The sequence below is a fragment of the Rhodospirillales bacterium genome, from assembly GCA_016712595.1.
Classification (GTDB): Bacteria; Pseudomonadota; Alphaproteobacteria; order Rhodospirillales; family Defluviicoccaceae; genus Defluviicoccus.
Window position 1 is genome coordinate 127001 of sequence record JADJQT010000006.1, and the last position, 24142, is coordinate 151142.

At 65.9% G+C, this 24142-nt stretch carries 21 protein-coding genes; 4 read left to right on the top strand and 17 right to left on the bottom strand.

The annotated features are described in order from the left end of the window. Positions 1–71 precede the first annotated feature (71 nt). From tolB to IPK66_18435, 9 genes are all read right to left on the bottom strand, one after another. On the bottom strand, positions 72–1418 hold the full coding sequence (gene tolB / locus IPK66_18395) for a Tol-Pal system protein TolB (protein MBK8177148.1): 1347 nt from the start codon (positions 1416–1418) through the stop codon (positions 72–74). Beyond that, positions 1415–2650: a cell envelope integrity protein TolA gene (gene tolA, locus IPK66_18400; protein MBK8177149.1), complete on the bottom strand. Its 1236-nt coding sequence runs from the start codon at positions 2648–2650 to the stop codon at positions 1415–1417. Before tolA ends, tolB begins: the two co-directional genes overlap by 4 nt. Before the next feature lie 6 nt (positions 2651–2656). Further along, a complete protein-coding gene (gene tolR / locus IPK66_18405) occupies positions 2657–3079 on the bottom strand; it encodes a protein TolR (GenBank protein ID MBK8177150.1) in 423 nt (140 codons plus the stop codon). Between the two features lie 62 nt (positions 3080–3141). Then, on the bottom strand, positions 3142–3870 hold the full coding sequence (gene tolQ / locus IPK66_18410; protein ID MBK8177151.1) for a protein TolQ: 729 nt from the start codon (positions 3868–3870) through the stop codon (positions 3142–3144). Then, positions 3860–4324 (bottom strand): tol-pal system-associated acyl-CoA thioesterase, encoded by a 465-nt coding sequence (gene ybgC / locus IPK66_18415; GenBank protein ID MBK8177152.1) that lies wholly within the window; start codon positions 4322–4324, stop codon positions 3860–3862. The genes tolQ and ybgC overlap by 11 nt, the downstream gene beginning before the upstream one ends. Next, positions 4311–5375, bottom strand: a complete 1065-nt coding sequence (ruvB, locus tag IPK66_18420) for a Holliday junction branch migration DNA helicase RuvB (protein MBK8177153.1) — start codon at positions 5373–5375, stop codon at positions 4311–4313. Before ruvB ends, ybgC begins: the two co-directional genes overlap by 14 nt. Further along, positions 5372–6016 (bottom strand): Holliday junction branch migration protein RuvA, encoded by a 645-nt coding sequence (gene ruvA / locus IPK66_18425; protein ID MBK8177154.1) that lies wholly within the window; start codon positions 6014–6016, stop codon positions 5372–5374. Before ruvA ends, ruvB begins: the two co-directional genes overlap by 4 nt. After that, positions 6013–6510 (bottom strand): crossover junction endodeoxyribonuclease RuvC, encoded by a 498-nt coding sequence (gene ruvC / locus IPK66_18430; GenBank protein ID MBK8177155.1) that lies wholly within the window; start codon positions 6508–6510, stop codon positions 6013–6015. Before ruvC ends, ruvA begins: the two co-directional genes overlap by 4 nt. Positions 6511–6520: 10 nt before the next feature. Then, positions 6521–7270 (bottom strand): YebC/PmpR family DNA-binding transcriptional regulator, encoded by a 750-nt coding sequence (locus IPK66_18435; protein MBK8177156.1) that lies wholly within the window; start codon positions 7268–7270, stop codon positions 6521–6523. A 289-nt stretch (positions 7271–7559) separates the two neighbouring features. Here IPK66_18435 and IPK66_18440 point away from each other — a divergent pair, with 289 nt between their 5' ends. From IPK66_18440 to IPK66_18450, 3 genes are all read left to right on the top strand, one after another. Beyond that, positions 7560–7955, top strand: coding sequence for a hypothetical protein (locus tag IPK66_18440; GenBank protein MBK8177157.1), 396 nt, complete (start codon positions 7560–7562; stop codon positions 7953–7955). Then, on the top strand, positions 7952–8914 hold the full coding sequence (gene mepA / locus IPK66_18445; protein ID MBK8177158.1) for a penicillin-insensitive murein endopeptidase: 963 nt from the start codon (positions 7952–7954) through the stop codon (positions 8912–8914). The genes IPK66_18440 and mepA overlap by 4 nt, the downstream gene beginning before the upstream one ends. Before the next feature lie 95 nt (positions 8915–9009). Beyond that, positions 9010–11166: a PilZ domain-containing protein gene (locus IPK66_18450; protein MBK8177159.1), complete on the top strand. Its 2157-nt coding sequence runs from the start codon at positions 9010–9012 to the stop codon at positions 11164–11166. A gap of 27 nt (positions 11167–11193) precedes the next feature. Here the strand turns inward: IPK66_18450 and IPK66_18455 are convergent, their stop codons facing one another. The 8 genes from IPK66_18455 to IPK66_18490 all read right to left on the bottom strand — a co-directional run bounded on the left by IPK66_18455 (position 11194) and on the right by IPK66_18490 (position 23126). After that, positions 11194–12666 carry an efflux transporter outer membrane subunit gene (locus IPK66_18455; GenBank protein ID MBK8177160.1) on the bottom strand — a complete coding sequence of 491 codons (1473 nt, stop codon included), beginning with the start codon at positions 12664–12666 and terminating at the stop codon, positions 11194–11196. Next, positions 12663–15965 (bottom strand): efflux RND transporter permease subunit, encoded by a 3303-nt coding sequence (locus IPK66_18460; GenBank protein ID MBK8177161.1) that lies wholly within the window; start codon positions 15963–15965, stop codon positions 12663–12665. The genes IPK66_18455 and IPK66_18460 overlap by 4 nt, the downstream gene beginning before the upstream one ends. Further along, positions 15962–19117, bottom strand: a complete 3156-nt coding sequence (locus IPK66_18465; GenBank protein MBK8177162.1) for a multidrug efflux RND transporter permease subunit — start codon at positions 19115–19117, stop codon at positions 15962–15964. Before IPK66_18465 ends, IPK66_18460 begins: the two co-directional genes overlap by 4 nt. 41 nt (positions 19118–19158) lie before the next feature. Beyond that, positions 19159–20433, bottom strand: a complete 1275-nt coding sequence (locus tag IPK66_18470) for an MdtA/MuxA family multidrug efflux RND transporter periplasmic adaptor subunit (GenBank protein ID MBK8177163.1) — start codon at positions 20431–20433, stop codon at positions 19159–19161. Positions 20434–20759: 326 nt separating this feature from the next. Next, positions 20760–21572 (bottom strand): YmdB family metallophosphoesterase, encoded by an 813-nt coding sequence (locus IPK66_18475; protein ID MBK8177164.1) that lies wholly within the window; start codon positions 21570–21572, stop codon positions 20760–20762. Beyond that, on the bottom strand, positions 21569–22240 hold the full coding sequence (locus IPK66_18480; protein MBK8177165.1) for a 5-formyltetrahydrofolate cyclo-ligase: 672 nt from the start codon (positions 22238–22240) through the stop codon (positions 21569–21571). Before IPK66_18480 ends, IPK66_18475 begins: the two co-directional genes overlap by 4 nt. Before the next feature lie 192 nt (positions 22241–22432). Beyond that, the gene (locus IPK66_18485) at positions 22433–22837 is read right to left on the bottom strand and encodes a cell division protein ZapA (GenBank protein MBK8177166.1); all 405 of its coding nucleotides are present in this window, start codon (positions 22835–22837) and stop codon (positions 22433–22435) included. Between the two features lie 55 nt (positions 22838–22892). Next, entirely contained in the window at positions 22893–23126 is a 234-nt protein-coding gene (locus IPK66_18490; GenBank protein ID MBK8177167.1) for a DUF4164 family protein, read from the bottom strand. A 256-nt stretch (positions 23127–23382) separates the two neighbouring features. Here IPK66_18490 and IPK66_18495 point away from each other — a divergent pair. Then, positions 23383–24142 (top strand): aldehyde dehydrogenase (locus tag IPK66_18495; GenBank protein ID MBK8177168.1); only part of this gene is annotated, 760 nt, incomplete at its 3' end.

Here is a 24142-nt window from a genome sequence, read left to right on the forward strand (position 1 = left end):
GAACACTGCAACGCGCGCGCGCGCCCTGCAAGCTCCGCCGAAACCGGTACCCGCAAGCGCGGAAACCGGCGTTAGGGGTGAAGCGGCGACCATGCCGGATCGGACGCATCGGTTGGCGTTGGAATTTCGCGCTCGTTCCGGCCCGTCAAGTCAATCGAATACAAACGAGACCGGCCGCCAACCCCAGAACTCTCGGTGGGTTCCTGGCGAAAATACATCAGCACCCGGCCGTTTGGCGCCCAGGTCGGCCCCTCGACATGAAAGCCTTCGGCCAGCGTGCGCTCGCCACTGCCATCGGGGTTCATCACGCCAATCGAAAACTTGCCACCGAGAATTTTGGTAAAGGCGATCAAATCGCCGCGCGGGGACCAGACCGGCGTGAAATAGCGTCCCTGGCCATGGCTGATTCGCCGGACGTTGCCACCGTCCGCGTCCATGACATAGAGCTGTTGCGAGCCGCCACGATCCGAATTGAAGGCGATCTGGCGGCCGTCCGGCGCGTAGGAGGGCGAGGTATCGATCCCGGCATTGTTGGTCAGGCGCCGACTGGCGCGCGTGCGCAGATCGACGGTGTAGATTTCCGAGTTGCCGTCCTTGACCAAACTGAGCACGAGCCGTTCGCCATCGGGAGAGAATCGCGGTGAAAACGACATTCCGGGGAAGTCGCCGACAGCCTCCTGGCGGTTGGTATCGATGTCACGGATGTAAACCCGTGGCGTGTCCTTGCCGTAGGCGAGATAGGTGATCTCCTGCAGCGATGGCGAGAATCGCGGGGTTAAGACGAGTGTCGAGCCATCGGTGAGATAACGATGATTGGCGCCGTCCTGGTCCATGATCGCCAGCCGCTTGATCCGCTTGGTGAGCGGACCGCTTTCGGCGACATAGACGATGCGCGTATCGAAGTAACCATCCTCGCCGGTGATGCGCTTGTAGATGGCGTCGGCGATGATATGGGCGATCCGCCGCCAGTTCGCCGGCGCGGTGAAATACGCCAGCCCTGCCTGCTGCTGCTCCGCGAACACATCCCATAAGCGAAACTCGACCTTCAGGCGGCCGTCGTCGGCCCGGGTCACGCGGCCATAGACCAAAGCCGGCGCGTTCAGCACGCGCCAGTCGCCGAAGCGCGGAAGCGAGTCCATCGAGATCTGCGTTTGAATGAACGCCTTTGGATCAATCGGGCGGAACAGCCCCGAGCGGTCGAGATCGGCGGAGATCACCGAGCTGATATCACTGCCGACCTGCTGCGTGTCCGGACTGGTACCATCGAACGGTACGATGGCGATCGGCAGTGGCTCGACGACGCCGCGCGTAATGTCGATGCGCAGGTCCGCCGCCGCCGGCCGCAAGGCCAACACCAGCAGCACGAGCGCAAGGGCGACGAGGCGGAGCCCGCCGGTAACCATCCAAGCCCGCATCATGTTCCGAACATCTCCTTCGGATTGAAGATCAGCGTCATGGTTTTCCAGTGGTCGTATTTCTCAGGCGGCAATTTGAACGGCTGGCAGCGCGGGTTCAAGACCGCACGCCGCGCGCTGTCCGCCGCCGCCTGATAAAACGGGCTGCCCCTTCCCTGTCCCGCGTTCTCGACCACGGCCGTGCGCGGCGTGCCATCCGGGTTCATCTCGACTCGGATCGAGACGACAAGGTTCTCCGCATCCTTGGCCCCCGCCGGCAGGTTCCAGCACTGGCCGATCTGCCGACGGACAGCATCGATCTCGCTTGAGGTCACCGGCAGCGACGACTTGTTCTGCGCCGGAGATGTGCTCTTCAGCGCCTGCGCCACCTGCGAGGTAAAGGCCGGCTCACCATCGTTGGCCGCCGTTTTCGACAGCGGAGGCGTGGGTTTCGCCGGCTTGTCGACCGTTTTGCCGCTCTGCCGCTTGATCTCGTCGACGGTCTTCAGCACGGACGTAAAATCGCTGGCAGGCTCTGCCTCCTCGGCTTTCGGCTTGGCCGCCGCGGCCTTGGGTTGCGCCTGCGCGACCTTCGCCGGTGCTGGCTTTGGCTTCTCTTCAACCGGTGCCGGTGCCGTCTTCGGTTTGATATCTGGCTTTGCTTCCGGCCTCGCCTCGGCTTTCGCGACAGGCTTCGCTTCCGGCTTTGCTTCGGGCTTCGGTTCCGGCTTCGCCTCTGGTTTTGCCTCCGGCTTCGCCTCGGTTTTCCGCTCGGCTTTCACCTGCGGCTTGGCTTCAGGCTTGGGCTCAGATTTGGGCTCGGCCTTCGGTTCCGGCCGCGGTTCCGCCTTCGGCTCCGGCTTGGCGGCCGCCGCTTCCGCCTTCGGGCGCGGCTTGGCCTCGGGTTTCGGTTCGACCTTCGCCTCGGCTTTGGTCTCCGGCTTAGGTAACGATCGCGATTCGGCCGAGCGCGCCGGCGCGGCTTCCGGACGCGGCTCGGGCTGCTCCGCGACCTCGGCCTTGGGCTGCGGTGGCTGCGGTTTCGCCGCCGCCGGCGGCACCGGCCTTTGCGCCTGTGTTTGCGGCACGATCTGTGCCGCCGCCGGCGGATTGGCCTGAGTAGAGACCGGAGCGAACTCGACAACGATCGGCTCGTCTTCCGGCGGCGGCGGCGGCGCTTTTGCCGGCAGGCCGAAAAGGGCCACCAACAGGACGATCAGATGAAGGACGACAGAACCGGCAAAAGGGCGACGCATGATCGGTCAGGGTTGTCCGCGCGCTTTCGATTCTCGGGACCGGCTCGCTGGCGACGCATCGGCGGGCTGCGACAGCAGCGCGACCTTGGTGAAGCCTGCGGTGTGAACCGCGCCGATGACCGCCATTACCTGTCCATATGGGATCGCCTGATCGCCACGCACGAAAACCCGGACATCGCGGTTGTTCTGGGTCACCGCCGTCAGCCGTGGCGCCAGCGAATCGAGCGTGACCTCGGTTTCTTGAATGTAAATCCGGCCGCGAGCGTCGATCGTCACCGCGACCGGTTCGTCCTGTCCGCGGATTTCCGCCGCAGACGTCTTCGGCAGGTCGACCTGAACCCCGGCAGTCAGTAACGGGGCGGTGATCATGAAGATAACCAAGAGCACCAGCATCACGTCGACCATCGGCGTGACGTTAATGTCGCACATCGGCCGGGTCTGGCGGCGTCCGAAGCGCCCGCCGCCGCGCTCGCGCGTCGTAGCGCCCACGCTCAGCGCCGATCGTCGATCTGGCGAGCGAGAATCGCCAGGAACTCGCCGGCAAAGCCGTTCAGCCGCCCGGCATAACGATCGAGATCACGCGACAGCTTGTTGTAGGCAAGCACCGCCGGGATCGCGGCGAGCAGACCGAGCGCCGTGGCAAAGAGCGCCTCGGCGATACCGGGAGCGACGACGGCAAGGCTGGTGTTCTTCGTCGCGCCGATCGCCTGGAAGCTGTTCATGATGCCCCACACGGTTCCGAACAGGCCGATGAACGGCGCGGTCGAGCCGGTCGAGGCAAGAAACGTCATGTAGCGCTCGATGCGGTCGAGTTCGCGCGAGGCGGTGAGCTGCATCACCCGCTCGATCCGCTGGCCGAGCGTCTCCGCGGGGATGGAATCCCCTTGGTGCTTGGCGGCCGTCCGCCGCCATTCCCGCATCGCGGCGACGAAAACCGCCGACATCGGGTCGGGTGGATGCCCGCCAATCCGGTCGTAGAGATCATCAACGGCGCTTCCCGACCAGAATGCCTGCTCGAACCGGTCGGCGCGCGCGTTCAGACGCCGCAGGCTGAAACTCTTCTCGAAGATGATCGCCCAACACCAGACCGAGGCGAACAGCAGGGCGACCATGACGAACTTGACCACCCAGTCGGCGTTCATGAACAGCGTCCACGGGGAAAGCCCATGCGCCGCAGCCGTGCCGCCCAGCGCCACCGCATCAACCACGTTATTTTCCATCGTCCGACCAGAAGTTTCCCGAGATCGCCGCGAACGCCGCCCGGACCGCCGAGGGCATCCGCACGGCGCGGCCCGCCTGAGACATGCAGGCGAGCTTGACCGCAAATCGCGCAAGCTCCAAGCCGTCACGCATGACCGTTTGATCAAGATCGAGCGACGCGCCACGCAGCGCAACCAAGCGGCTCGCGACGACAAGATGGTCGTCAAGCCGCGCCGGTACAAGAAAATCAGCAACGCAACGGCGCATGACGAAAAACACCCCGGTCTGTGCCGCCAGCCGCGATTGTGCAAACCCGATACTGCGAAGCATCTCGGTGCGCGCCCGCTCGGCAAATTGCAGGTAGTTGGCGTGATAGACGACCCCGCCAGCGTCGGTATCCTCGAAATAGACACGAATCGGGAAGAGGTGAACCTCCCCTGAAACGATTCCCGTCGACGGCTCAGGCGTCATCATCGATCCTCAGCGTGAACTGCGCCGGCGCGAAGCCGACCGGGCGCACCAAGCCGAGATGGGCGTAAGCGAGATCCGCCAGCATCCGCCCACGCGGCGTGCGCTGCAACAAGCCCTGCTGGATCAAGAAGGGCTCAATGACGTCCTCGATGGTATCGCGCTCCTCGGCCAGTGCCGCCGCCAGCGTCTCCACCCCCACCGGACCACCGCGATAGAAGTCGGCGATACAACGCAGGTAGCGGCGATCGATAGCGTCGAGTCCGCGCCCATCGACGTCAAGACGGTTCAACGCCGCGTCGGCGGCGGTGCGGTCAACCTCGCGCACGCCGCCGACGCTGGCGAAGTCGCGCACCCGGCGCAGCAGGCGGATCGCCACCCGCGGCGTGCCGCGCGCGCGCGCAGCAATCTCACGGGCGCCGTCCGCGGTCATGGCCATGCGCAACAACGCCCCGCCGCGCCGGACGATGTGCTCGAGCTCGTCGACGTCGTAGAAGTCGAGGCGCAGCGGAATGCCGAAACGCTCGCGCAGCGGCGTGGTGATCAGGCCGGCCCGCGTCGTCGCCGCAACCAGGGTAAACGGCGGCAGATCGATGCGGATCGTGCGCGCCGCCGGTCCTTCGCCGATCATCAGGTCGAGCTTGCCGTCCTCCATCGCCGGATAGAGGATTTCCTCGACGACCGGCGATAACCGATGGATTTCGTCGATGAACAGGACGTCGCGCGGCTCGAGATTGGTGAGAATCGCCGCGAGATCACCCGGCTTGGCGATGACCGGACCGGACGTCGCACGAAAGCCGACACCGAGTTCATGAGCGACGATCTGGGCCAAGGTCGTCTTGCCGAGACCGGGCGGTCCGTGCAGCAGGACGTGATCGAGCGGCTCGCCACGCCCGCGCGCCGCTTCGACAAACACGCGCAGGTTGCGGCAAACCGCCTTCTGGCCGACGAAATCGCCGAGCGAGGCCGGGCGCAGGCCGGTTTCGGTGCCATCTTCGACCTGCCGGGTCCCCGCGATCAGCGGCCGTCCGGCGTCGTCGGCTTCGTTTCGGCTCACGGTCCGGGCTCGCGTTTGGCGAGATCGGCAAGCCCGGCGCGGATCAGCGCATCAAGAGCGGCGCCCTCGCCAAGGCGGCCCGCAGCCGTAGCCACGGCGGTGTGCGCCTCGACGGGACGAAACCCGAGATTGACCAGCGCCGAGACCGCGTCCGCCGCCGCGCCCACCGATCCTGCTCCGTCCGTCGTGGCGGCGATCGAAACCGCGCCTACCAGCGAGCCCATGCCCGCCGGCAGTGTCATCGCCGCCGCCTTGTCCTTCAGCTCGGTGGCGATGCGCTGGGCGAGCCGGGCGCCGATGCCGGACGCCTGGGTCAGCACCGCCCGGTCCCCGGCAGCGATGGCGAACGCCAGATCCGCCGGCGCCGCCACGCTCAGAATTGCCAGCGCCGCCTTCGGTCCGACGCCCTGGACGGTGATCAGCAAGCGAAACCACGCCCGTTCGAGAGAATCGACGAACCCATAGAGGTTGATCCCGTCCTCGCGCACGTGGGTATCGATCAGCAGCGCCGCTTCCGTGCCCTCCGCCAGCCGCCGCAAGGTCCGCGCCGAACAGAAGACGAGATAACCGATTCCGCCGACATCGATCACCGCCGAGCCGTCGGCGACGGTATCGACACGGCCGGTGATCTTGGCGATCACGAGCGCGCAGCCGCGATCAGGGCCGACCGGCCGCGATGGTGGGCGTGGCAGATGGCGACGGCAAGCGCGTCCGCGGCATCGGCACTTGTCAGCCGTGCGCCGGGCAGCAGCCTCGCCACCATCATCTGCACCTGCTCCTTGGCCGCGTGACCGGTTCCCACCACCGTCTTCTTCACCAAATTCGGCAGATATTCGCTCACCGGCAGGCCGGCGCGCGCGGGCACCAGCAGGGCGATTCCCCGTGCCTGGCCAAGACGCAAGGTCGAGACGGCGTTGCGGTTGACAAACGTTTCCTCGACCGCCGCTTCCTCTGGCCGCCAGCCCACAATCACCGCCTCCAGCCCGTCGGCCAACTGCACGAGGCGATCCGCCAGCGAGCGGCTGGCATCCGTTTTGACCACGCCGCAGGCGACGTGCACCAGCCGGCCATGGTCGTAATCGATCACCCCCCAGCCCGTGGCACCCAAACCCGGATCGAGACCCAGCAGGCGCACGCCTCAGCCTTCAGCGGCCAAGCCGTTCGAGCACATCGTCGGCCACATCAAAATTGGCGGCAACCCGCTGCACGTCGTCGCTGTCGTCGAGCGCGCCGAGGAGCTTGAACAGGATCTCGGCATCCTCTTCGCTCACCGGAATCGAGGTCCGCGGCCGCCAGTCGAGGCGCGCGGCATCGGCGGCGCCGAATCGCTGCTCGAGCGCGTCGCGAACGAGGTTGAGGTCGTCCGGCGCACAGAAAACCTCGTGCCCGCCCTCGGAAGACTGCACGTCGTCGGCGCCGGCCTCGAGGGCCGCCTCGAACATCGCCTCGGCGTCGGCGCTCAATGCCGGGTACTGCACCAGGCCTACCCGTTCGAACATGAAGCTGACGCTACCACTTTCGCCGAGGGTACCACCGTGCTTGCCGAACGCCGTGCGCACCTCGCTTGCGGTGCGGTTGCGATTGTCGGTCAACGCTTCGACAATCAGGGCAACGCCGCCCGGACCGAAGCCCTCGTAGCGCACCTCTTCGTATTGATCGCCGCCCTCACTGCCGGAACCGCGCTTGATCGCCCGCTCGATCGTGTCTTTCGACATGTTCGCCGTGCGCGCCGCGATCACCGCCGAGCGCAGCCGCGGATTGGCCGCTGGATCGGCTAGTCCGCTGCGCGCCGAAACGGTAAGTTCCCGAATGAGCTTGGTGAAAACCTTGGCGCGCTTCGCGTCCTGCGCGCCCTTGCGATACATGATGTTCTTGAACTGAGAATGGCCGGCCATGAGCGTGTGCTGAACGTCTGATCTGTTGCGGGCGAAAATCTACCAACCGTCCTATCACATCGCGCCCGCTTCGCCCAACTGAACCGGGCGCGGCGGCGAGGAAACGGCCCCCAGCCTGAATTTTCGGCACAAACCCACGGCGGGCGCGGGCCAACGACCGGGACGACGGAAACGCAGGAGATTGCGACACGCTCGATCGAGTCGCGCGCTTGTGGCGCGAAAATTGCTGTCGCACTGTGAGCAAGATCGACAGGCAAAGGCGAACGCCGGCCGCCGGAAGGAGGACAAGGTGAAGATCGTCGTGTGCAGCCAGGATGGCCGTACTGTATCTGGCCACGCGGGACGGGCGCGCAAGTGGGTCTGGTTCGAGGGCGAGCGCGGCATGGGCGCCAACAAGCCGATGCCATCCGGTCAACTCGAGCTCCCGCCAACGCAGGTGATCCACACGTTCAAGGCGGACGGCCCCCATCCGCTCGACGAATTCCCGGTGCTGATAACCCGCTTCGCCGGCCAGGGGTTCGTCAACCGCATGCGCAAGCGCGGCGTCGAGGTGCGCTTCACCCGCGAGCGAAGCGCCGCAAAGGCGGCGCGGGATTTCCTGAAAGGCACCCTCGCCCCACCTCCCAATCGCCGGGTGATGGACCTCGTGTGCAAGGTCCGCGATCTGTTCTCCGAGCACGCATGAGACCCGCCGCCGAGGCCGGTAAAAGCGAGGGGCGCGGATCACGCTTTCGCGCCGGAAGCACGGTTGGGCGGATGATTCGCTCCGGCATGACGCTGCCGGCCGTGCTCGCCGCCACGGGGCTTCTCACCTTCGTGGACCCGGCAAGCGCCCCGGCGGGCGATTGGCCCCAGGCGCTGACACCGACCGCGGCGGCGCCACAGGCGATCGGCAGCCCCGCCCGCGGCTGCCTCGACGGCGGACAGCGCCTTTCACTCGACGGACCCGGCTGGCAGGTGATGCGCCCGTCACGCAACCGGTTCTGGGGCCACACCGACCTAATCGGCTTTATCGAACGTCTCGCTGGCGAAGCCGCGCGGCAGGACAGCGGCCTTCTCGTCGGCGATCTGTCGATGCCGCGTGGCGGGCCGATGCCGAACGGTCACCGCAGCCATCAGTTTGGCCTCGACGTCGATATCTGGTTCGAGCCGGCACCAGCGGCGCCGCTCTCGCCGAGCGAGCGCGAGAGCCTGCCGGCGGTCTCGGTGCTCGCGGCGGATGGCGAGCACCTCGATCCTGTGGTGTGGACGAACTGGCACGAGACGATGCTGCATGCCGCCGCCGTCGATCCCGCCGTCGATCGCATCTTCGTCAACCCCGCGATCAAGCGCGCGCTCTGCACGTCGACTCCCGCCGCCGATCGCGCCTGGCTCCATCGCATCCGACCATGGTGGGGCCATGACGACCATTTTCACGTTCGTCTGGTCTGCCCCGCTTTGGACGATTCTTGTATTCCGACTGAGCCTATTCCACCCGGTGACGGATGCGATGCGAGCCTCGACTGGTGGTTTTCAGCCGAAGCGCGGGCGCCCAAACCGCCGGGTCCGCCGCCGAAACCGCTGTCGCTCGACGATCTGCCGCCCGCCTGTCGCGCCATATTGACCGCGGAGGACCCTCCGCGCGCCGACGCCGCTCTGCGCTAGGCCGTCGCGCGCGGCGGCGCGACGGACGACGCAGCATTTCCTTTTCACAATAAATACCCTAATGTGGGGTTATTACCCCCTACAGGTTATTTACTATGGACGCACCCCTTGTCGCATCGCAAACCGATTCTCCCAACGACGAGCGGCTTGCTTTCCTCCGCCTCGATACGGCGGCGCGCAAGACCCTAAATCAAATTCAGCCGAAGCTGCTCAAGGACTTACCGGCGGTGACAGATGCGCTTTACGAGCATCTGCAGAAATGGCCGGCGCTCAAACCGCTGCTCGCCGGCTCCGAAAAAATCGCGCAATTGAAGGCGGCGCAGACCTCCCATTGGAAACACCTGTTTTCGGGCCAGTTCGATCCGGCCTATTTCGAGCGGACCCTCACCGTTGGACGCGTTCACGAAAAAATCGGTCTCGAGCCGCGATGGTACATGGGCGCCTACTGCTTCATGCTCGAGCACCTTCTGATTTCGGTCCTCCCCGCGAAGGCGCAAGACGCCAAGGTGCGCCAGACCGTCGAGGCGATCCTGCGCGCGGCCTTCCTCGATATGGACATGTCGGTCGCCGCTTACGTGAAGAACGCTGAATCCGGGCGACTCAAGGAAGAAATGCTGGCGCTATCGAACGTGCTTGAGAACGAGGTCCAAACCACGGTCACCGCCATGTCCGAGCAGGCCGGACGCATGACGGAGGGCGCCGAGCGCCTGACGACGATCTCGCGCCACCTGCACGAGACGGCGGCGATCGTAGATACCTCGACCGGCACGGCGATCGGCAACGTCCAGTCGGTGGCGGGCGCGACCGAGGAGATGGACGCCTCGTCGCGTCAGATCGCCCACCAGGTCAATGAACAGCAACGCCTGACGCGCGCGGCCGTATCCCAGGCGGAAGCCGCCAACGAGACCGTCCGCGAGCTCACCCACTCGGTCGGGCGGATCAATGAAGTGGTCACGCTCGTCGAGCAGATCGCTGCACAAACCAAATTGCTGGCACTCAACGCAACGATCGAGGCGGCGCGAACAGGCGAGGCCGGAAAGGGCTTTGCCGTCGTCGCCGCCGAGGTCAAGAGCCTCGCGCGTCAGACCGAAGAAGCGATCTCGGCCATCCGCACTCAGTCGAACGGCATTCGCACCGCGATGCACGAAGCCATCGCCATGGTGCAACGCGTGACCGAGGACATCGGCTCGATCAACGCTCTCGCCGATGAAATCGCCCAGTCGACCAACCAGCAACAGGAGGCGACGTCCGAAATCAGCCAGAGCGCGGCCTCCGCGTCGTCGCAGGTGCGAATGGTCGGTGATAACGCGCAGGAAGTGCTGAGTTCGTCGCGCGAAACCGGGGAAACGGCCGAGCAGGTGCGCCAGAGCTCGATCCTGGTCAAGAACAACATCGAGGATTTCCAGCGCCGCCTGTCGACGATCCTCAGAACATCGCAAGCGGGAAACCGACGCGAGGAGGAACGCTATCCGCTCGGCGTCGCCTGCTCGCTCGACTTGGCGGGCAAGCGCTCTTCGACCACGACCGCCAACCTCAGCCGCTCTGGCGCGCTGATTTTGGGCGCATACGACGGCATTGTCGAAGGTGCGCACATCTCGCTCGAGCTGGACGGCGTCGGGGCGTTTTCCGCGACGGTCATGAAAACCTCCGAAGTCGGCCTTCATCTCAAGTTCAATGATTTGTCCACCGAACAGAAACAGGCGGTAGGCACCCTCATCGAGGCAGCTCGAAAGAAGGATAAGCCCTACATCGAGCGCTGCCAGGGCGTTGCCGCGCAGATCGCTAAGGCGCTCGATGCCGCCCTGCACGGACGGCGAATCGATCGCACGGCCCTGTTCAGCACGGACTATGCGCTGATCCCGGACACCGACCCAAAGCAGTTCCTCGCGCCCTTCACCACCCTTGCCGACGAACTCCTGCCGGGGATCACCGAGCCGGTCGTCGAGTCCGACAGGCACGTGGTTTTCTGCATCGCCGTCGACCGCAACGGCTATGCGCCCACCCACAACCGCAAGTATTCTCAGCCGCAGCGTCCCGGCGATCCCAACTGGAACAACAAGAACTGCCGCAACCGGCGCCTGTTCAACGACACGACGGCAATCCTTTCCGCCGCAAACCGACGCCCTTTCCTCGTGCAGATCTATCGCCGCGACATGGGATCGGACGGTATCGTCATGCTCAAGGAGATCGCCGCGCCGATCCTCCTTGATAACGACCTGTGGGGCAATGTGCGGATGGGCCTGCCGCTATAGTCTCGATAGTCTCGCCGGACCGCGGCGTCAGTAGGCGCGCGGCCAGACCGATCCGATCTGCTCCGGTAGCGCCTGCGCGGACCAGCCGCCACCCAGCGCCTGGATCAGCGAGACGGTGGCGGTGAAGCGGCTGCTGCGAATATCGAGGGCCGTCTGCTCGTTGCTCAGCGCCGTCTGCTGTGCGGTGACGACGCTGGTATAATCGACCGTGCCGGCCTTGTACTGGTTGAGCTCGATCCGCTCCGCATCCCGCGCCGCCGTGACCGCATGCGCCTGCGCCACTGCCTGCTGATCGAGGATGCGCAGCGCTGCGAGCTGGTCCTCGACCTGCTGGAAACTCTGCAACGTCGTCTGCCGGTAGTTGGCCAACGCCGCGTCCCAGCCAGCGCGTGCCTGCTCGACCACGGCGCTGCGCGAGCCGGCGTCGAAGAGCAACTGTGTCGCCGTCAACCCCGCCGACCACAGCTCGTTCGACGAGCCGAGCAGCGTGCGCAGCGCCGTCGAGGCGTAACCGAACGACGCGGTCAGGGAAATATCCGGATAGTACGCGGCCTCGGCGAGACCGATCTGGGCGTTGGCTGCGGCCATCCGCCGTTCGGCGGCGGCGATGTCCGGGCGCCGCTCGAGAAGGGCGGAGGGAACGGTGACCGGATACGCCGGCGGCACCTCGGGCAGGTGATCCGGTGAAATGCTCAGCTCGGCTGGCGGCACTCCCATCAAAATGGCGATCGCGTGCTCATACTGCGCCCGCTGTACGCCGGCGCCGATGGCCTGCGCGCGCGTGCTTTCGAGCTGGGTTTGCGCCAGCGCCACGTCGGCGCGGGTGGCGATACCCCAGTGGTACTGGCTCTCGGTGATCGCCAGCGAGCGTTCGTAAGCAGCCGCGGCCTCGTCGAAGATACGAATTTGCTCGTCGGCAGCGCGCAGCAGGTAGTAGTCGCTGACCAGCTCGGCCTGCGCCGAGAGCGTCGCCGCAGCAAGGTCGGCTGCGCTCGCCTGCGCGTCCGCCTCATCGCTCTCGATCGTCCGGCGGATCTTGCCCCAGACATCGAGATCCCAGGTCGCCGCGAGTGACGGCTGATACGACGTCTGGGCGCCGGACGATCCCCCGGACGAAAAGCCGGTCGAACCGCTGTTGGACCTGCTGGTTCCCGATTTGCTGCGGGTAACGGACGTATCGAGCGAGATCGAGGGATAGAGCCCCGCCCGTGCCTGCTGGACGACCGCGCGCGCCTGCCGGAACGCCGCCTCGGACGCCGCCAGTGTCTGATTGGACACATTGACGCGACCGACGAATGAATCGAGCAGCGGATCATCGAACACCGTCCACCACGCGCCGCGCGGCGTGGCGTCGACCGGCTCCGCCGGTTTCCATCCGTCCAATTCCTTGAAACTCGCCGGTACCGATGCCGGCGGCCGCTGGTAATCCGGGCCGACGGCACAAGCGCAGAGCGTGGCGAGCGTGGTCAGCGCCGCCGGAATGCGAAGACGCATGCTCATTCGTTTGCCCCCGCCGAGCCTGAACCCGCCGGCGAAATTGCTGCTGACGCGCCTTTCGACGGGCCGTTTGTCGCGTGCCGCCACCGCGTGCGCAGCCGGTCGAGCGACAGGTAGACGACGGGCGTGGTGTAGAGAGTCAGCAACTGGCTGACGAGCAAGCCGCCGACGATGGCGATGCCGAGCGGTTGGCGCAACTCTCCGCCCTCGCCGACATCGAGCGCCAGCGGCAGGGCGCCGAGCAGAGCCGCCGCGGTCGTCATCATGATCGGCCGGAAGCGCAGCAGGCACGCCTCATGGATGGCGGCGCGCGGACGCAATCCCCGGGTGCGCTCGGCGTCGAGGGCGAAGTCGATCATCATGATGGCGTTCTTCTTGACGATGCCGATGAGCAGAATGACGCCGACCAGCGCGATCAGGCTGAACTCGGTGTGGCACACGAGCAAGGCCAGCAGCGCCCCCAGCCCCGCCGACGGCAGGGTTGAGAGAATGGTCAGCGGGTGCACGTAGCTTTCGTAGAGGATACCGAGAACGATGTAGACGGAGAACAGCGCCAGAAGGATCAGCATCGGCTGATTGTTGAGTGAGCTCTGGAAGATCTTGGCCGTGCCCGCGAAGCTGCCGCGGATCGTCGTCGGCATGCCGATCTCGCGCATCGTCCGCTCGATCGCCGCCACCGCGATGCCGAGCGCCACGCCCTCCGGCACGTTGAACGACAGCGTCGTGGCGACGAAGTGGCCTTCGTGGTTGACCGCGAGCGGCCCGTTGTCATTCAGGAACCGGGCAAATACGGCAAGCGGGATCATCGTCGTCGCCGCAGTGCTCACCGCCGCGCCGGTCGAGACCCCCCGCCCGGCCGAGCCGATCTGGTTCGTTCGCTGATTGCGGACGGACTCGTCGTCGGACTCCGTGCTGGTGCTGCTGTCGGGCACACTCACCGTGCCGCTGACGGCGTTGGTCGCCCGCGAGCCGCGCACCGCGCCACCACTGGTCGCGACGTAGATCGTATGGAGCGCATCGGGTGTCTGCCGGTAGGGCGCCGCCACCTCCATGACGACGTGGTACTGGTTCATGGGATTATAGATGGTCGAGACCTGACGCTGTCCGAACGCGTCGTAAAGCGTATTGTCGATCTGACCCACGGTCAGACCGAAGCGCGAGGCCGTCGCCCGGTCGATGTCGATGTACGCCTGCAAGCCGCCGTCCTGCTGGTCGGAATCAACGTCCTTGACCTCGGGCACCGAGCGCAGCGCCTGCGCCAGACGCGGTCCCCAACTCTGCAGTTCCTCGAGATCGTCCCCCTCGAGCGTGTACTGGTATTGGGCGTTGCCGGGCCGGCCACCGGCGCGGATGTCCTGGCCCGATTGCAAAAAGACGCCGGCGCCGGCGACTTGCGCCAGCTTCGGTCGCAGGCGGGCGATGACGCCGTCCGCCGAAACGTCGCGCTCGCTGCGCGGCCGCAGCGACGTGAACAAAAAGCCCGAATTCGTCTGAAAACCCCCGGTGAAACCGACGACGGTGTCGACCGCCGGATCGGCCTTGACGATGGCGATGATACGCTCGAGCTTTTGGCGCATCGCCTGGAACGAGATGTTCTGATCCGCCCGGATGCCACCGAAGACGCGGCCGGTATCCTGCTGCGGGAACAGCCCCTTGGGCACGATGGCGAAAAGGTAGACGTTCAGGCCGATCACCGCCAGCAGCGCCAGCAGAACTGTCCGCGGCCGCGCCAGCGCCCAGCCGAGTGTCTGGGCATAACCACCCGCCAGGGCGGCGAACGCCCGCTCGCTGAGGCGGAAGAAGCGATTGGGCGCCGCGCCGCTACGAGCGCGCAAAAGATACGCGCACATCATCGGCGTCGTCGTCAGCGAAATGACCAGCGAGATCAGGATGGCGATCGAAATCGTCATCGCGAACTCGCGAAACAGCCGGCCGACGATCCCACCCATCAGCAGGATCGGGATAAATACGGCGATCAGCGACAGGCTCATCGAGATGACGGTGAATCCCACCTCGCGCGCGCCACGCAGCGCCGCCTGCATTCGCGACATCCCGGCTTCGAGGTGGCGCGTGACGTTTTCGAGGACGACGACGGCATCGTCGACGACGAAACCGGTGGCGACGGTCAGAGCCATCAGCGACAGGGTGTTCAAACTGAATCCGAGCAGGTACATCGCCCCGAAGGTGCCGATGAGCGAGACCGGTACGGCGACGGCGGGGATAAACGCCGCCCGTGGATCGCGCAGGAACACCAGCACGACGCCGACGACGAGGACCACGGCGATGACCAGCGCCAGCTCGACCGCGTGCAGCGAGGCGCGGATCGTCCCCGTGCGGTCGCTGGTCACCGCGATGTCGATGTCGCGCGGGATCTCGCGTTCCATCTGCGGCAGGACCGCGCGAATGCGCCCGACGGTATCGAGAATATTGGCGCCGGGCTGGCGATAGATGATCACCAGCACCGCCGGTTTGCCGTTGGTCAGACCCTGGTTGCGCAAATCCTCGACCGAGTCGGTGACGGTGGCAACGTCGGCGAGGTGTACCGGCGCCCCGTCGCGATAGGCGATCACCAGATCCCGGTAAGCATCGGCGGTGCGCGCCTGATCGTTGGTATAGACCTGAAAGCGCCGCGTCGGCGTGTCAATCACGCCCTTCGGCATGTTGGCATTGGCGGACGCAAGCGCCGCGCGCACGTCCTCGAGACTGATGCCGTAGCTGAACAGAGCGTGCGGGTTGAGCGCGACGCGAACCGCCGGAAGCGAGCTGCCGGCGGTGCGGACCTGGCCGACGCCGGACACCTGCGAGAGTTTCTGTTCGAAAACCGCGGCGGCGACATCGTAGATCTGCCCCTGGCTGCGTGTCGGCGACGTCAGCGACAACACCAGGATCGGGCTGTCGGCCGGATTGACCTTGCGGTAGGTGGGGTTGCTGCGCAGGCTCACCGGCAGGTCGGCGCGAGCGGCGTTGATCGCCGCCTGCACATCGCGCGCGGCGCCGTTGATGTCGCGGTCGAGGCCAAACTGCAAAATGATCCGCGTCGAACCCAGCGTGCTCGTCGAGGTCATTTCGGTCACGTTGGCGATCTGGCCGAGATGGCGTTCGAGCGGCGTCGCCACGCTCGTCGCCACCGTCTCCGGGCTGGCGCCGGGCAGGTTCGCCTGAACGAAGATCGTCGGAAAGTCGACCTCGGGCAACGGCGAGACCGGCAGCAGGAAAAACGCGAGCATCCCGGCCAGCGCCACGCCCAGGGTCAGCAGCGTCGTCGCCACCGGCCGGCGGATGGCGACATCGGACGGAGTCATGGCGACGTCTGGTCCCCAGCAATACCGTTCGCGGCCGTCCGCGCCGAAGCCGGGCGGCCACGCAAGCGAACGGCGAGACGATCGAAGGCGAGATAGATCACCGGCGTCGTAAACAGCGTCAGGATCTGGCTGACGATCAATCCGCCGAAGATGGTAAGGCCGAGCGGCTGGCGCAGCTCCGCGCCGGTGCCGGAGCCGAGCATCAGCGGCAGCGCGGCGAGCAGCGCGGTCATCGTCGTCATCAAGATCGGCCGGAAGCGCAGCAGGCAGGCCTCGCGGATGGCGGCCTGCGGCGCCGCGCCGCGCTCGCGCTCGGCCTCGAGCGCGAAGTCGACCATCATGATCGCGTTTTTCTTGACGATGCCGATCAGCAGGACGATGCCGATAATGCCGATCACGCCCAGATCCGTTGACGAGACAATCAGCGCCAGCAGCGCACCGATCCCGGCCGACGGCAGGGTTGAAAGGATGGTGACAGGGTGGATGAAGCTCTCGTAGAGCACGCCGAGAACGATGTACATCGTCACCACCGCCGCCAGGATCAGCAAAAGCTGATTGCCGAGCGCGGCGCGAAAGGCGAGCGCCGCCCCCTGGAAGCGAGTCATCACGCTCGCCGGCATGCCGATCGCGGCACTCTCACGCTCGATCGCATCCACCGCCGCGCCGAGCGAGCTTGCGGCGCCGACGTCGAACGAGATCGTCGCCGCCGGGAACTGGCCGAAATGGCTGACCTGAAGAGCGGCTTTGCGTTCGCGGAAGGTGGCGATCGCGCTCAACGGCACCTGCCCGGTGCTCTGCGTCGACGACGGCAGGTAAAGGGCGTTCAGCGCATCGAGCGAGGTCTGGAAGCTCGGCGCTGCTTCAAGGATCACTCGGTACTGATTGGCCTGGGAATAGATCGTCGAGACGATGCGCTGTCCGAAGGCATCGTAGAGCGCATTGTCGACCGTGGCCGGGCTGATGCCGAAGCGCGCCGCCGTGCTGCGATCGATGGTGACGTCGACGCCGAGACCGTTGCGCGCCGCGTCGCTGGAAACGTTCGCCAGTTGCGGAAGCGCGGCGAGCCGTTGGGTCAGGCGGTCGGTCCATTCGGCAAGCTCGTCGGCATTGGCGTCCTCGAGAATGAGCGCATACTGCGTCTTGCTGGTCGCGGCGGAAACCGTCAGATCCTGCACCGGACGCATGTGCACCGCGATCCCCGGCACCGCGGCGGCACGGGCCTGCAGCCGGCGGATGATCTCGGGGGCGCGGGCTTTCCGGTTCTCGAGCGCTGCGAGATTGATCAGCAAACGGCCAGCGTTCAGCGTCTTGTTGGTACCATCGACACCGATAAGCGAGGAAAGGCTGACGACATCGGGGTCGGCGAGAATTGCCGCCGCGAGTTCTCTCTGGCGCTCCGCCATCGCCTGATAGGAGATCGAGTCCGCAGCTTCGGTGACGGCAAGGATGAGGCCGGTGTCCTGCACCGGGAAAAAACCCTTCGGCACCACGACGTAAAGCGCGGCGGTGAGCGCCACCGTGGCGACGGCGACGGCGAGCGTCGCCCGTTGCCGGGCGAGCACCCAGTCGAGCATGCGCGCGTAGCGGCCGACGAGGGCGCGGAACCACCTCCCCTCGCCCTCGTCGCCTGACGACGCATGCTCCGCGTTAACGTCCGCACCGTCCGCAGGTCCTCTCCGGCGCAACAGCCGCGCGCACAGCATGGGCACCAGCGTGAGCGAGACGACCGCCGAGATCAGGATAGTAACGGCGAGCGTAATCGCGAACTCGCGGAACAGGCGGCCGATGACGTCGCTCATGAACAGCAGCGGGATCAGCACGGCTATCAGCGAGACGGTGAGTGAGATGATGGTAAAGCCGATCTGCCGCGAGCCCTTCAGCGCCGCTGCCCGGGGTGTTTCGCCCTTCTCGAGGTAACGCGAGATATTCTCGATCATCACGATCGCATCGTCGACGACGAAGCCGGTGGCGATCGTCAGCGCCATCAAGGTCAGGTTGTTCAAGCTGAAGCCGGCGAGCGCCATCACGGCGAAGGTGCCGATGAGCGACAGCGGCACCGACAAGCTGGGGATCAGCGTCGCGCGCAGGCTGCGCAGAAACAGCAGGATGACGAGAACGACGAGGCCGACGGCCAACGCCAGTTCGAACTGCACGTCGCGCACCGAGGCCCGGATGGTCGTCGTCCGATCGGTCAGCACGGCAACGTCGATCGCCGCCGGCAGCGAGGCGCGCAATTCGGGCAGGAGCGCCTTGATCGCGTCCGCCACCTCGATGACGTTGGCGCCCGGCTGGCGGCGGACATCGATGATCACCGCCGGCGTCTCGTTCATCCATGCCGCGAGCTTGACATTCTCGGCGCCGTCGACGGCTTCCGCCACGTCCGAGAGATGGACCGGCGCTCCGTCGCGGTAGGCAATGACCAACGCGAGGTACTGCTGGGCGCTCGTCAGCTGATCGTTCGCGTCGATGCTGTACGAGCGCGCCGGTCCGTCGAAGTTGCCCTTGGGTGTGTTGACGTTGGCATTGGACACGGTGGTGCGCAGGTCGTCGATATTGAGGCCGTAGGCGGCGAGCCGGCGGGGATCGAAACGGATGCGCACCGCCGGCCGCTGGCCGCCGCCGAGATCGACCAGGCCGACGCCACGGATCTGGGCGATTTTCTGCACGAGGCGGGTATCGACAATATCGTGAACCTCGGTGAGCGGCAGGACGCGGGAGGTGGCCGCCAGGGTGAGGATCGGTGCGTCGGCGGGATTGACCTTGGCATAGATTGGCGGTGCCGGCAGGTCAGTCGGCAAAAGATTGTCCGCCGCGTTGATCGCCGCCTGCACCTCCTGTTCGGCAACGTCGAGCGAGATCTCGAGGCTGAACTGCAAGGTGATCACCGAGGCGCCGGCCGAACTGGTCGAGGTCATCTCGCTCAGTCCCGGCATCTGACCGAACTGACGCTCGAGCGGCGCGGTGACCGCCGACGTCATCACCTCCGGACTCGCGCCCGGATAGAAGGTCTTGACCTCGATCGTCGGATAATCCACTTCCGGCAGCGCCGATAGCGGAAGCTGCCGGTAGGCGACGATGCCGACCAAAAGGATCGCCAGCATCAGCAGCGTCGTCGCCACCGGCCGTTCGATAAAGATGCGCGACGGGTTCATCGCTTACCGCCGCCGGACGGCCACGACGCCGGACCGCTCGATCATGAGCCGCCGGTGCCACCGGACGCCGGCGAGGGGGTCGGCGCATGGTCCCCTGCCCCGTCGCCTGTTACCGACCCGGGGATGACGACGCGGCTGCCGTCGCGCAGACGATCGACACCGTCGGTCACTACCCGCTCGCCCGGCGCGACGCCCTTGAGGATCTGGACCTTCTCCCCGTCGTCGGGGCCAAGGGTTACCGTGCGCACCGCCGCCTTGCCGTCCGGTGTGACGACATAAACGTAGGCGCCGTTCGTGCCGCGTTGGACCGCGGTGAGCGGAACCAGCGTTGCGTCACGGATGGTATCAAGCAGCAGCCGGACATTGACGAACTGGTTGGGGAACAGCCGTTCGTCGCCGTTGGGAAATTCGCCCTTCAGCTTGACCGTTCCGGTGGTGGAATCGATCTGATTGTCGATGGTGGCGAGCACACCGGTGGCGAGCGGCTGCGTGCCGCTGCGATCGTAGGCGGTGATGGGCAGAACGACACCGGTCCGCATCCGGGTGAGGACGGCCTGCAGCGAATCCTCGGGAATGGTGAACACGACATTGATCGGCCGGACCTGCGTGACGACGACGATGCCGTCCGTATCAGCCGTGCGCACGTAGTTGCCGGCATCGACCTGGCGGAGGCCGACACGCCCGTCGATCGGCGAGACGATCCGGCAATAGCCGACGTCGAGGCGGGCGCTGTCGACTTTCGCCTGGTTGACCTGCAGGGTCGCGGTGTACTGGCGCACCAGCGCTTCTTGGGTATCAAGTGTCTGGCGGGCGATGGCGTCCTCGGCGACCAGTCCGCGGTAGCGGTCAAGATCGACCTCGGCATTGCGCAGCAGCGCCCGGTCACTGGCGAGCTGGCCCAGTGCTTCATCGAGCGCTGCCTGGTAAGGCCGGGGATCGACCTCGGCGAGCAGGTCACCTTTGCGCACCTCCTGGCCTTCGCGAAAGGCGACGCGCGTCAGGTAGCCTTCGATCCGCGTGCGAACCGTGACGGTGGCGAGCGGCGTTACCGTCCCCAGCGCCTGGAGCGACAGGGCGAGCTCGCCGGCGATGGCCGTGACAACGCCCACCGAGACCGCCGCTCTCTCCCGATCACCGGCGGATGGCGAAGCAGGCTTCTGCGCGCGCAGGAAGATGACGACGCCGATTGCCGCCGCCAGAAGCACGATAATGACGCAGATCGTGATCCACCGCGGGCCACCGCGATGCTCAGCTCCCTTCGGCGCTGGCTCGGTGCGACCGCCGCTCACCCCCCCGGGGAGCTCTCCTGCGTCCATCGTGCGTTGCTAAGCTCGCCTCTCGTTCCGGGGGCGGACCAGAACCAGCACCGGATCGGGACACTCCGTTGCAGACCCGACCTCACGCCACCCAACGGAACCGTTGTTGCATACGCGTGACGAGATCTTGCCCCACCCCTGAAGCCTCGACGAAATCGCGCAAGAGTGCCGAAAAATTTACCAATCAGAGAGGCGACGGCATTGCCAACGTCGGTCTCCCGTCCGGCGAGTAGATAAGCGTCTCACACCGCCAAAACAAGTCACAGCTGGTTGAGCGAGGATTCGCCCGTGAGGACGGCGCCCAGGGCGGGCTCGCGGCAGTCCGTTCAGGTGGGCCATTGCGGGGCCAGCCGGCCACCGATACGCAACGGCGCGATACGGCGGGCGAGACCAGTGTCGTCGTCCGTTTCAAGATAGACGCCGCACAACGTCGCCTCGCCGTCGGCGGGTTCGAGCCGGCCCGTAGGCATTTTCGAGACAAAGCGGGCAGTGGCCGTGGTCTTTTCCATACCGATGACGGAATCGTAATCGCCGCACATGCCAACGTCGGTCATGTAGCCGGTGCCCCCCTTGAGGATATGCGCGTCTGCCGTCGGCACATGGCTATGGGTGCCGACAACGAGGCTGACCCGGCCATCAAGGGTATGGCCCAAGGCCATCTTCTCGCTGGTCGCCTCGGCGTGGATGTCGGCGACGATGCAGTCGACCGACCGGCCAAGGCGATGATTGAGCAGGGCGCGTTCGGCGGCGGCGAAAGGATCGTCGAGCGGGTCCATGAACAGGCGGCCCATGACCTGCAGGACCATCACCCGCCCACCGCCCTGCACCGCATAGACGTTCACCCCGAGCCCGGGAGCACCTTCGGGATAATTCAGCGGCCGCAGCAGCCGGTCGTCGGTATCGATGTAGGAGACGATCTCGCGACGATCCCAAACGTGATTGCCGGTGGTAACGACGTCGACGCCGGCACTGTAGAACTCGCGGCAGATTTCTTCTGTAATGCCAAATCCGTGGGCGGCGTTCTCGCCGTTGACGATGACGAAATCGAGCTCAAGCAGGCGCCGGACCTGAGCGATCCGCTCGCAGATGACCTGGCGCCCGGCTCGACCGACCACATCGCCACAATATAAAACTCTCATAGCTGGCCCTGCCCGATCGACGGCGCCGCCGCCTTTACTGCCGACGCTTCGATCGCCTGTTCGCTCGCGACCCAATCCATCGTTTCGTCACCCGGTCCGTGGGGAACATGGGCAATGACCTGCACGTCGAAACCGATACCGACAGCGACCGGCCGCCCCTGCCGACGAAGCGCGGCGAGGGTGCGATCGTACCATCCCTTACCCTGTCCCAGCCGATTGCCGGAGCGATCGACGGCGAGCAGCGGGACGAGCAGGACGTCGGGAATGACCTCGGGAGCGCTCGCGGGCGGCTGGCGGGTATCGAGGCTGGCGATTTCCACGTCGTCGGTTGGCCGCCAGCGGCGGAAGCGCAGGACGTCGCATTCCCCCACGATCGCCGGCAGCGCGCAGACGATCCCCGCAGCGTCGAGCCTTGCCATCAGCGGGCGGACGTCAAGCTCGGTGATGATCGGCCAGTAACCGGCGACGACGGCGCCCGGCCGTATTCCCAGCTCGGCAAGGTGACCGAGCACGTGCCCGGTCACCTGCCGGGCGGCGTTCGGACCCTCTTTCTGATCGGCGACCAGACGCAGGGCGCGCATGCGCTTGCGCAGCCGGCGCTTCTGCTCGTCGATCGGTGTCGGTTGCTGATCCATGGGCAGGGACGCGATGGGCAGAAAGGCCTCCATTTTAGGTTCGGCGATGACGAGCGGGCGGCGCCACCTGGGTCGTTGGTCGGGGTGATCCTCTCTGGCCTGCTCACGCAGGTGGGCGCCATTTACCGAGCTCTCGAGCCCGGCAGGGACAGCTCCCTCAGGGTCACGGGTTGGCCGGAGGGACGATAGGACCTGACGGGCCCCGTAGCCACCGCCCGCAATAACTTAGGACGCTTGCGGGTCTTCGGCAATCGCCGGTATCGCGCAAAGCTGGTCGGCCAGAGCTTCGATGCGCTCGGCGAGGCCGCCGAGCATCTGATGAAGTGCCTCGTGCGCGCCGCCGACATCCGCAGCACCGATCGTCGCGCCGAGCCCGTCCGATCCCGGGCCCGCGCCCTCGCGCGCACCACGCAGGCGGGCGATTTCCTTGTGTTTCTCGCCCACCTCGTCGGCGAGCAGAAGGCTTGTCAGCAGCAGCAGCCGGGTATCGCCGACGGCGCCCACACTCGCGGCGAGACGCGTAATCCGCGCATCGACCTCGGCGGCGAGGTGTTCGACATGCCCTTCCTGACCGTCATCGCAACTGACATCGTAGCGACGGCCGTTTACCGTGAGCGAAACCTGCGCCATGAGTTCAATCCAACCAGGTCCTAAACATCTGCCGCACCGTCCAAATCCGCCAGCGTCATTCACCGATGGCGGTCTTGAGCCGCGCGATCGCCGCATCGAGATGCTCGGCGAGGGTACGCTGCATGGCACGCATGGCGGCGGCCTCCGCCTGTAACGATCGCATCCGTGCGGCGTCGTTGCCGGCGGCGCGCTCGCGCTCGGCGATCGCGCCTTCCAGCCGGTCGACCGCCCGTGACAGCCGGTCGAGGCCGCCGCGCAGGCCGTCACCAAAAACCGCTTGTTCGCTCACCCGATCCTCCGCTCCGCCGAGCTTTGCCGCCGACGGAAAATAGGGGCCGGTTTTCCGGTCCGTCAACGCCGTTGGCGGTCGAAAAAGCCGTTGACGAGGCCTTTCGATCCGACGATTGTGCCGCCGAGACCAACAATGACGCCTCCCTTGCCAGAATCCGGGGGATGTGCGGCTGGCTTGCCGGCCCGGTCCGGAAGTTCATTAATAAACAAACACCGACGGGCGGGGCGTCAAGTTCACTCCAAGGAGGTTATAAATGGCGGTTCGGGTTGGCATCAACGGCTTCGGGCGTATCGGACGGCTTGTCCTGCGCGCCGCAATGGAGCAAGGCCGTAACGATATCGAATTCGTCGCGATCAACGATCTCGGCGATGTCAAAACCAATGCTCATCTGCTGAAGTACGATTCCGTACACGGCACCTTTCCCGGCGACGTCAGCGCCGATGACAGCAGCATCACCGTCAGCGGCCACAAGGTCCAGGTGATGGCGCAGCGTGATCCGACCAAGCTGCCGTGGAAAGACCTCGGCGTCGACATGGTCTTCGAGTGCACCGGCATTTTCAGCGACCGCGACAAGGCCGCCGTGCATCTCGATGCGGGCGCGCCCAAGGTTCTGGTATCGGCCCCGTCGAAGGGTGCGGACAACACTGTCGTCTACGGCGTCAACCACAAGACGCTGACCCAGGATCAGAAGGTCGTCTCGAACGCGTCGTGCACGACCAACTGCCTCGCCCCGCCAGCGTACATCCTCGACAAGGCGCTGGGTATCGAGCGTGGCTACATGACCACGATCCACTCCTACACGGGCGACCAGCGCATCGTCGATACGCTGCACAAGGACCTGCGTCGCGCTCGCGGTGCCGCCCTGTCGATGATCCCGACGTCGACCGGCGCCGCCAAGGCCGTCGGCCTCGTTCTGCCCCACCTGAAGGGCAAGCTCGACGGCTCGGCCATCCGCGTACCGACCCCGAACGTCTCGGTCGTCGATCTGGTGTTCATCGCCAAGAAGTCGACCA

Excerpts from the sequence above, each read along its gene's own strand:
- tolB (MBK8177148.1), bottom strand. The coding sequence starts at position 1,418 with ATGATGCGGGCTTGGATGGTTACCGGCGGGCTCCGCCTCGTCGCCCTT.
- tolA (MBK8177149.1), bottom strand. The coding sequence starts at position 2,650 with ATGCGTCGCCCTTTTGCCGGTTCTGTCGTCCTTCATCTGATCGTCCTG.
- tolR (MBK8177150.1), bottom strand. The coding sequence starts at position 3,079 with ATGTGCGACATTAACGTCACGCCGATGGTCGACGTGATGCTGGTGCTC.
- tolQ (MBK8177151.1), bottom strand. The coding sequence starts at position 3,870 with ATGGAAAATAACGTGGTTGATGCGGTGGCGCTGGGCGGCACGGCTGCG.
- ybgC (MBK8177152.1), bottom strand. The coding sequence starts at position 4,324 with ATGATGACGCCTGAGCCGTCGACGGGAATCGTTTCAGGGGAGGTTCAC.
- IPK66_18435 (MBK8177156.1), bottom strand. The coding sequence starts at position 7,270 with ATGGCCGGCCATTCTCAGTTCAAGAACATCATGTATCGCAAGGGCGCG.
- mepA (MBK8177158.1), top strand. The coding sequence starts at position 7,952 with ATGAGACCCGCCGCCGAGGCCGGTAAAAGCGAGGGGCGCGGATCACGC.
- IPK66_18450 (MBK8177159.1), top strand. The coding sequence starts at position 9,010 with ATGGACGCACCCCTTGTCGCATCGCAAACCGATTCTCCCAACGACGAG.
- IPK66_18455 (MBK8177160.1), bottom strand. The coding sequence starts at position 12,666 with ATGAGCATGCGTCTTCGCATTCCGGCGGCGCTGACCACGCTCGCCACG.
- IPK66_18460 (MBK8177161.1), bottom strand. The coding sequence starts at position 15,965 with ATGACTCCGTCCGATGTCGCCATCCGCCGGCCGGTGGCGACGACGCTG.
- IPK66_18465 (MBK8177162.1), bottom strand. The coding sequence starts at position 19,117 with ATGAACCCGTCGCGCATCTTTATCGAACGGCCGGTGGCGACGACGCTG.
- IPK66_18470 (MBK8177163.1), bottom strand. The coding sequence starts at position 20,433 with ATGGACGCAGGAGAGCTCCCCGGGGGGGTGAGCGGCGGTCGCACCGAG.
- IPK66_18475 (MBK8177164.1), bottom strand. The coding sequence starts at position 21,572 with ATGAGAGTTTTATATTGTGGCGATGTGGTCGGTCGAGCCGGGCGCCAG.
- IPK66_18480 (MBK8177165.1), bottom strand. The coding sequence starts at position 22,240 with ATGGAGGCCTTTCTGCCCATCGCGTCCCTGCCCATGGATCAGCAACCG.
- IPK66_18485 (MBK8177166.1), bottom strand. The coding sequence starts at position 22,837 with ATGGCGCAGGTTTCGCTCACGGTAAACGGCCGTCGCTACGATGTCAGT.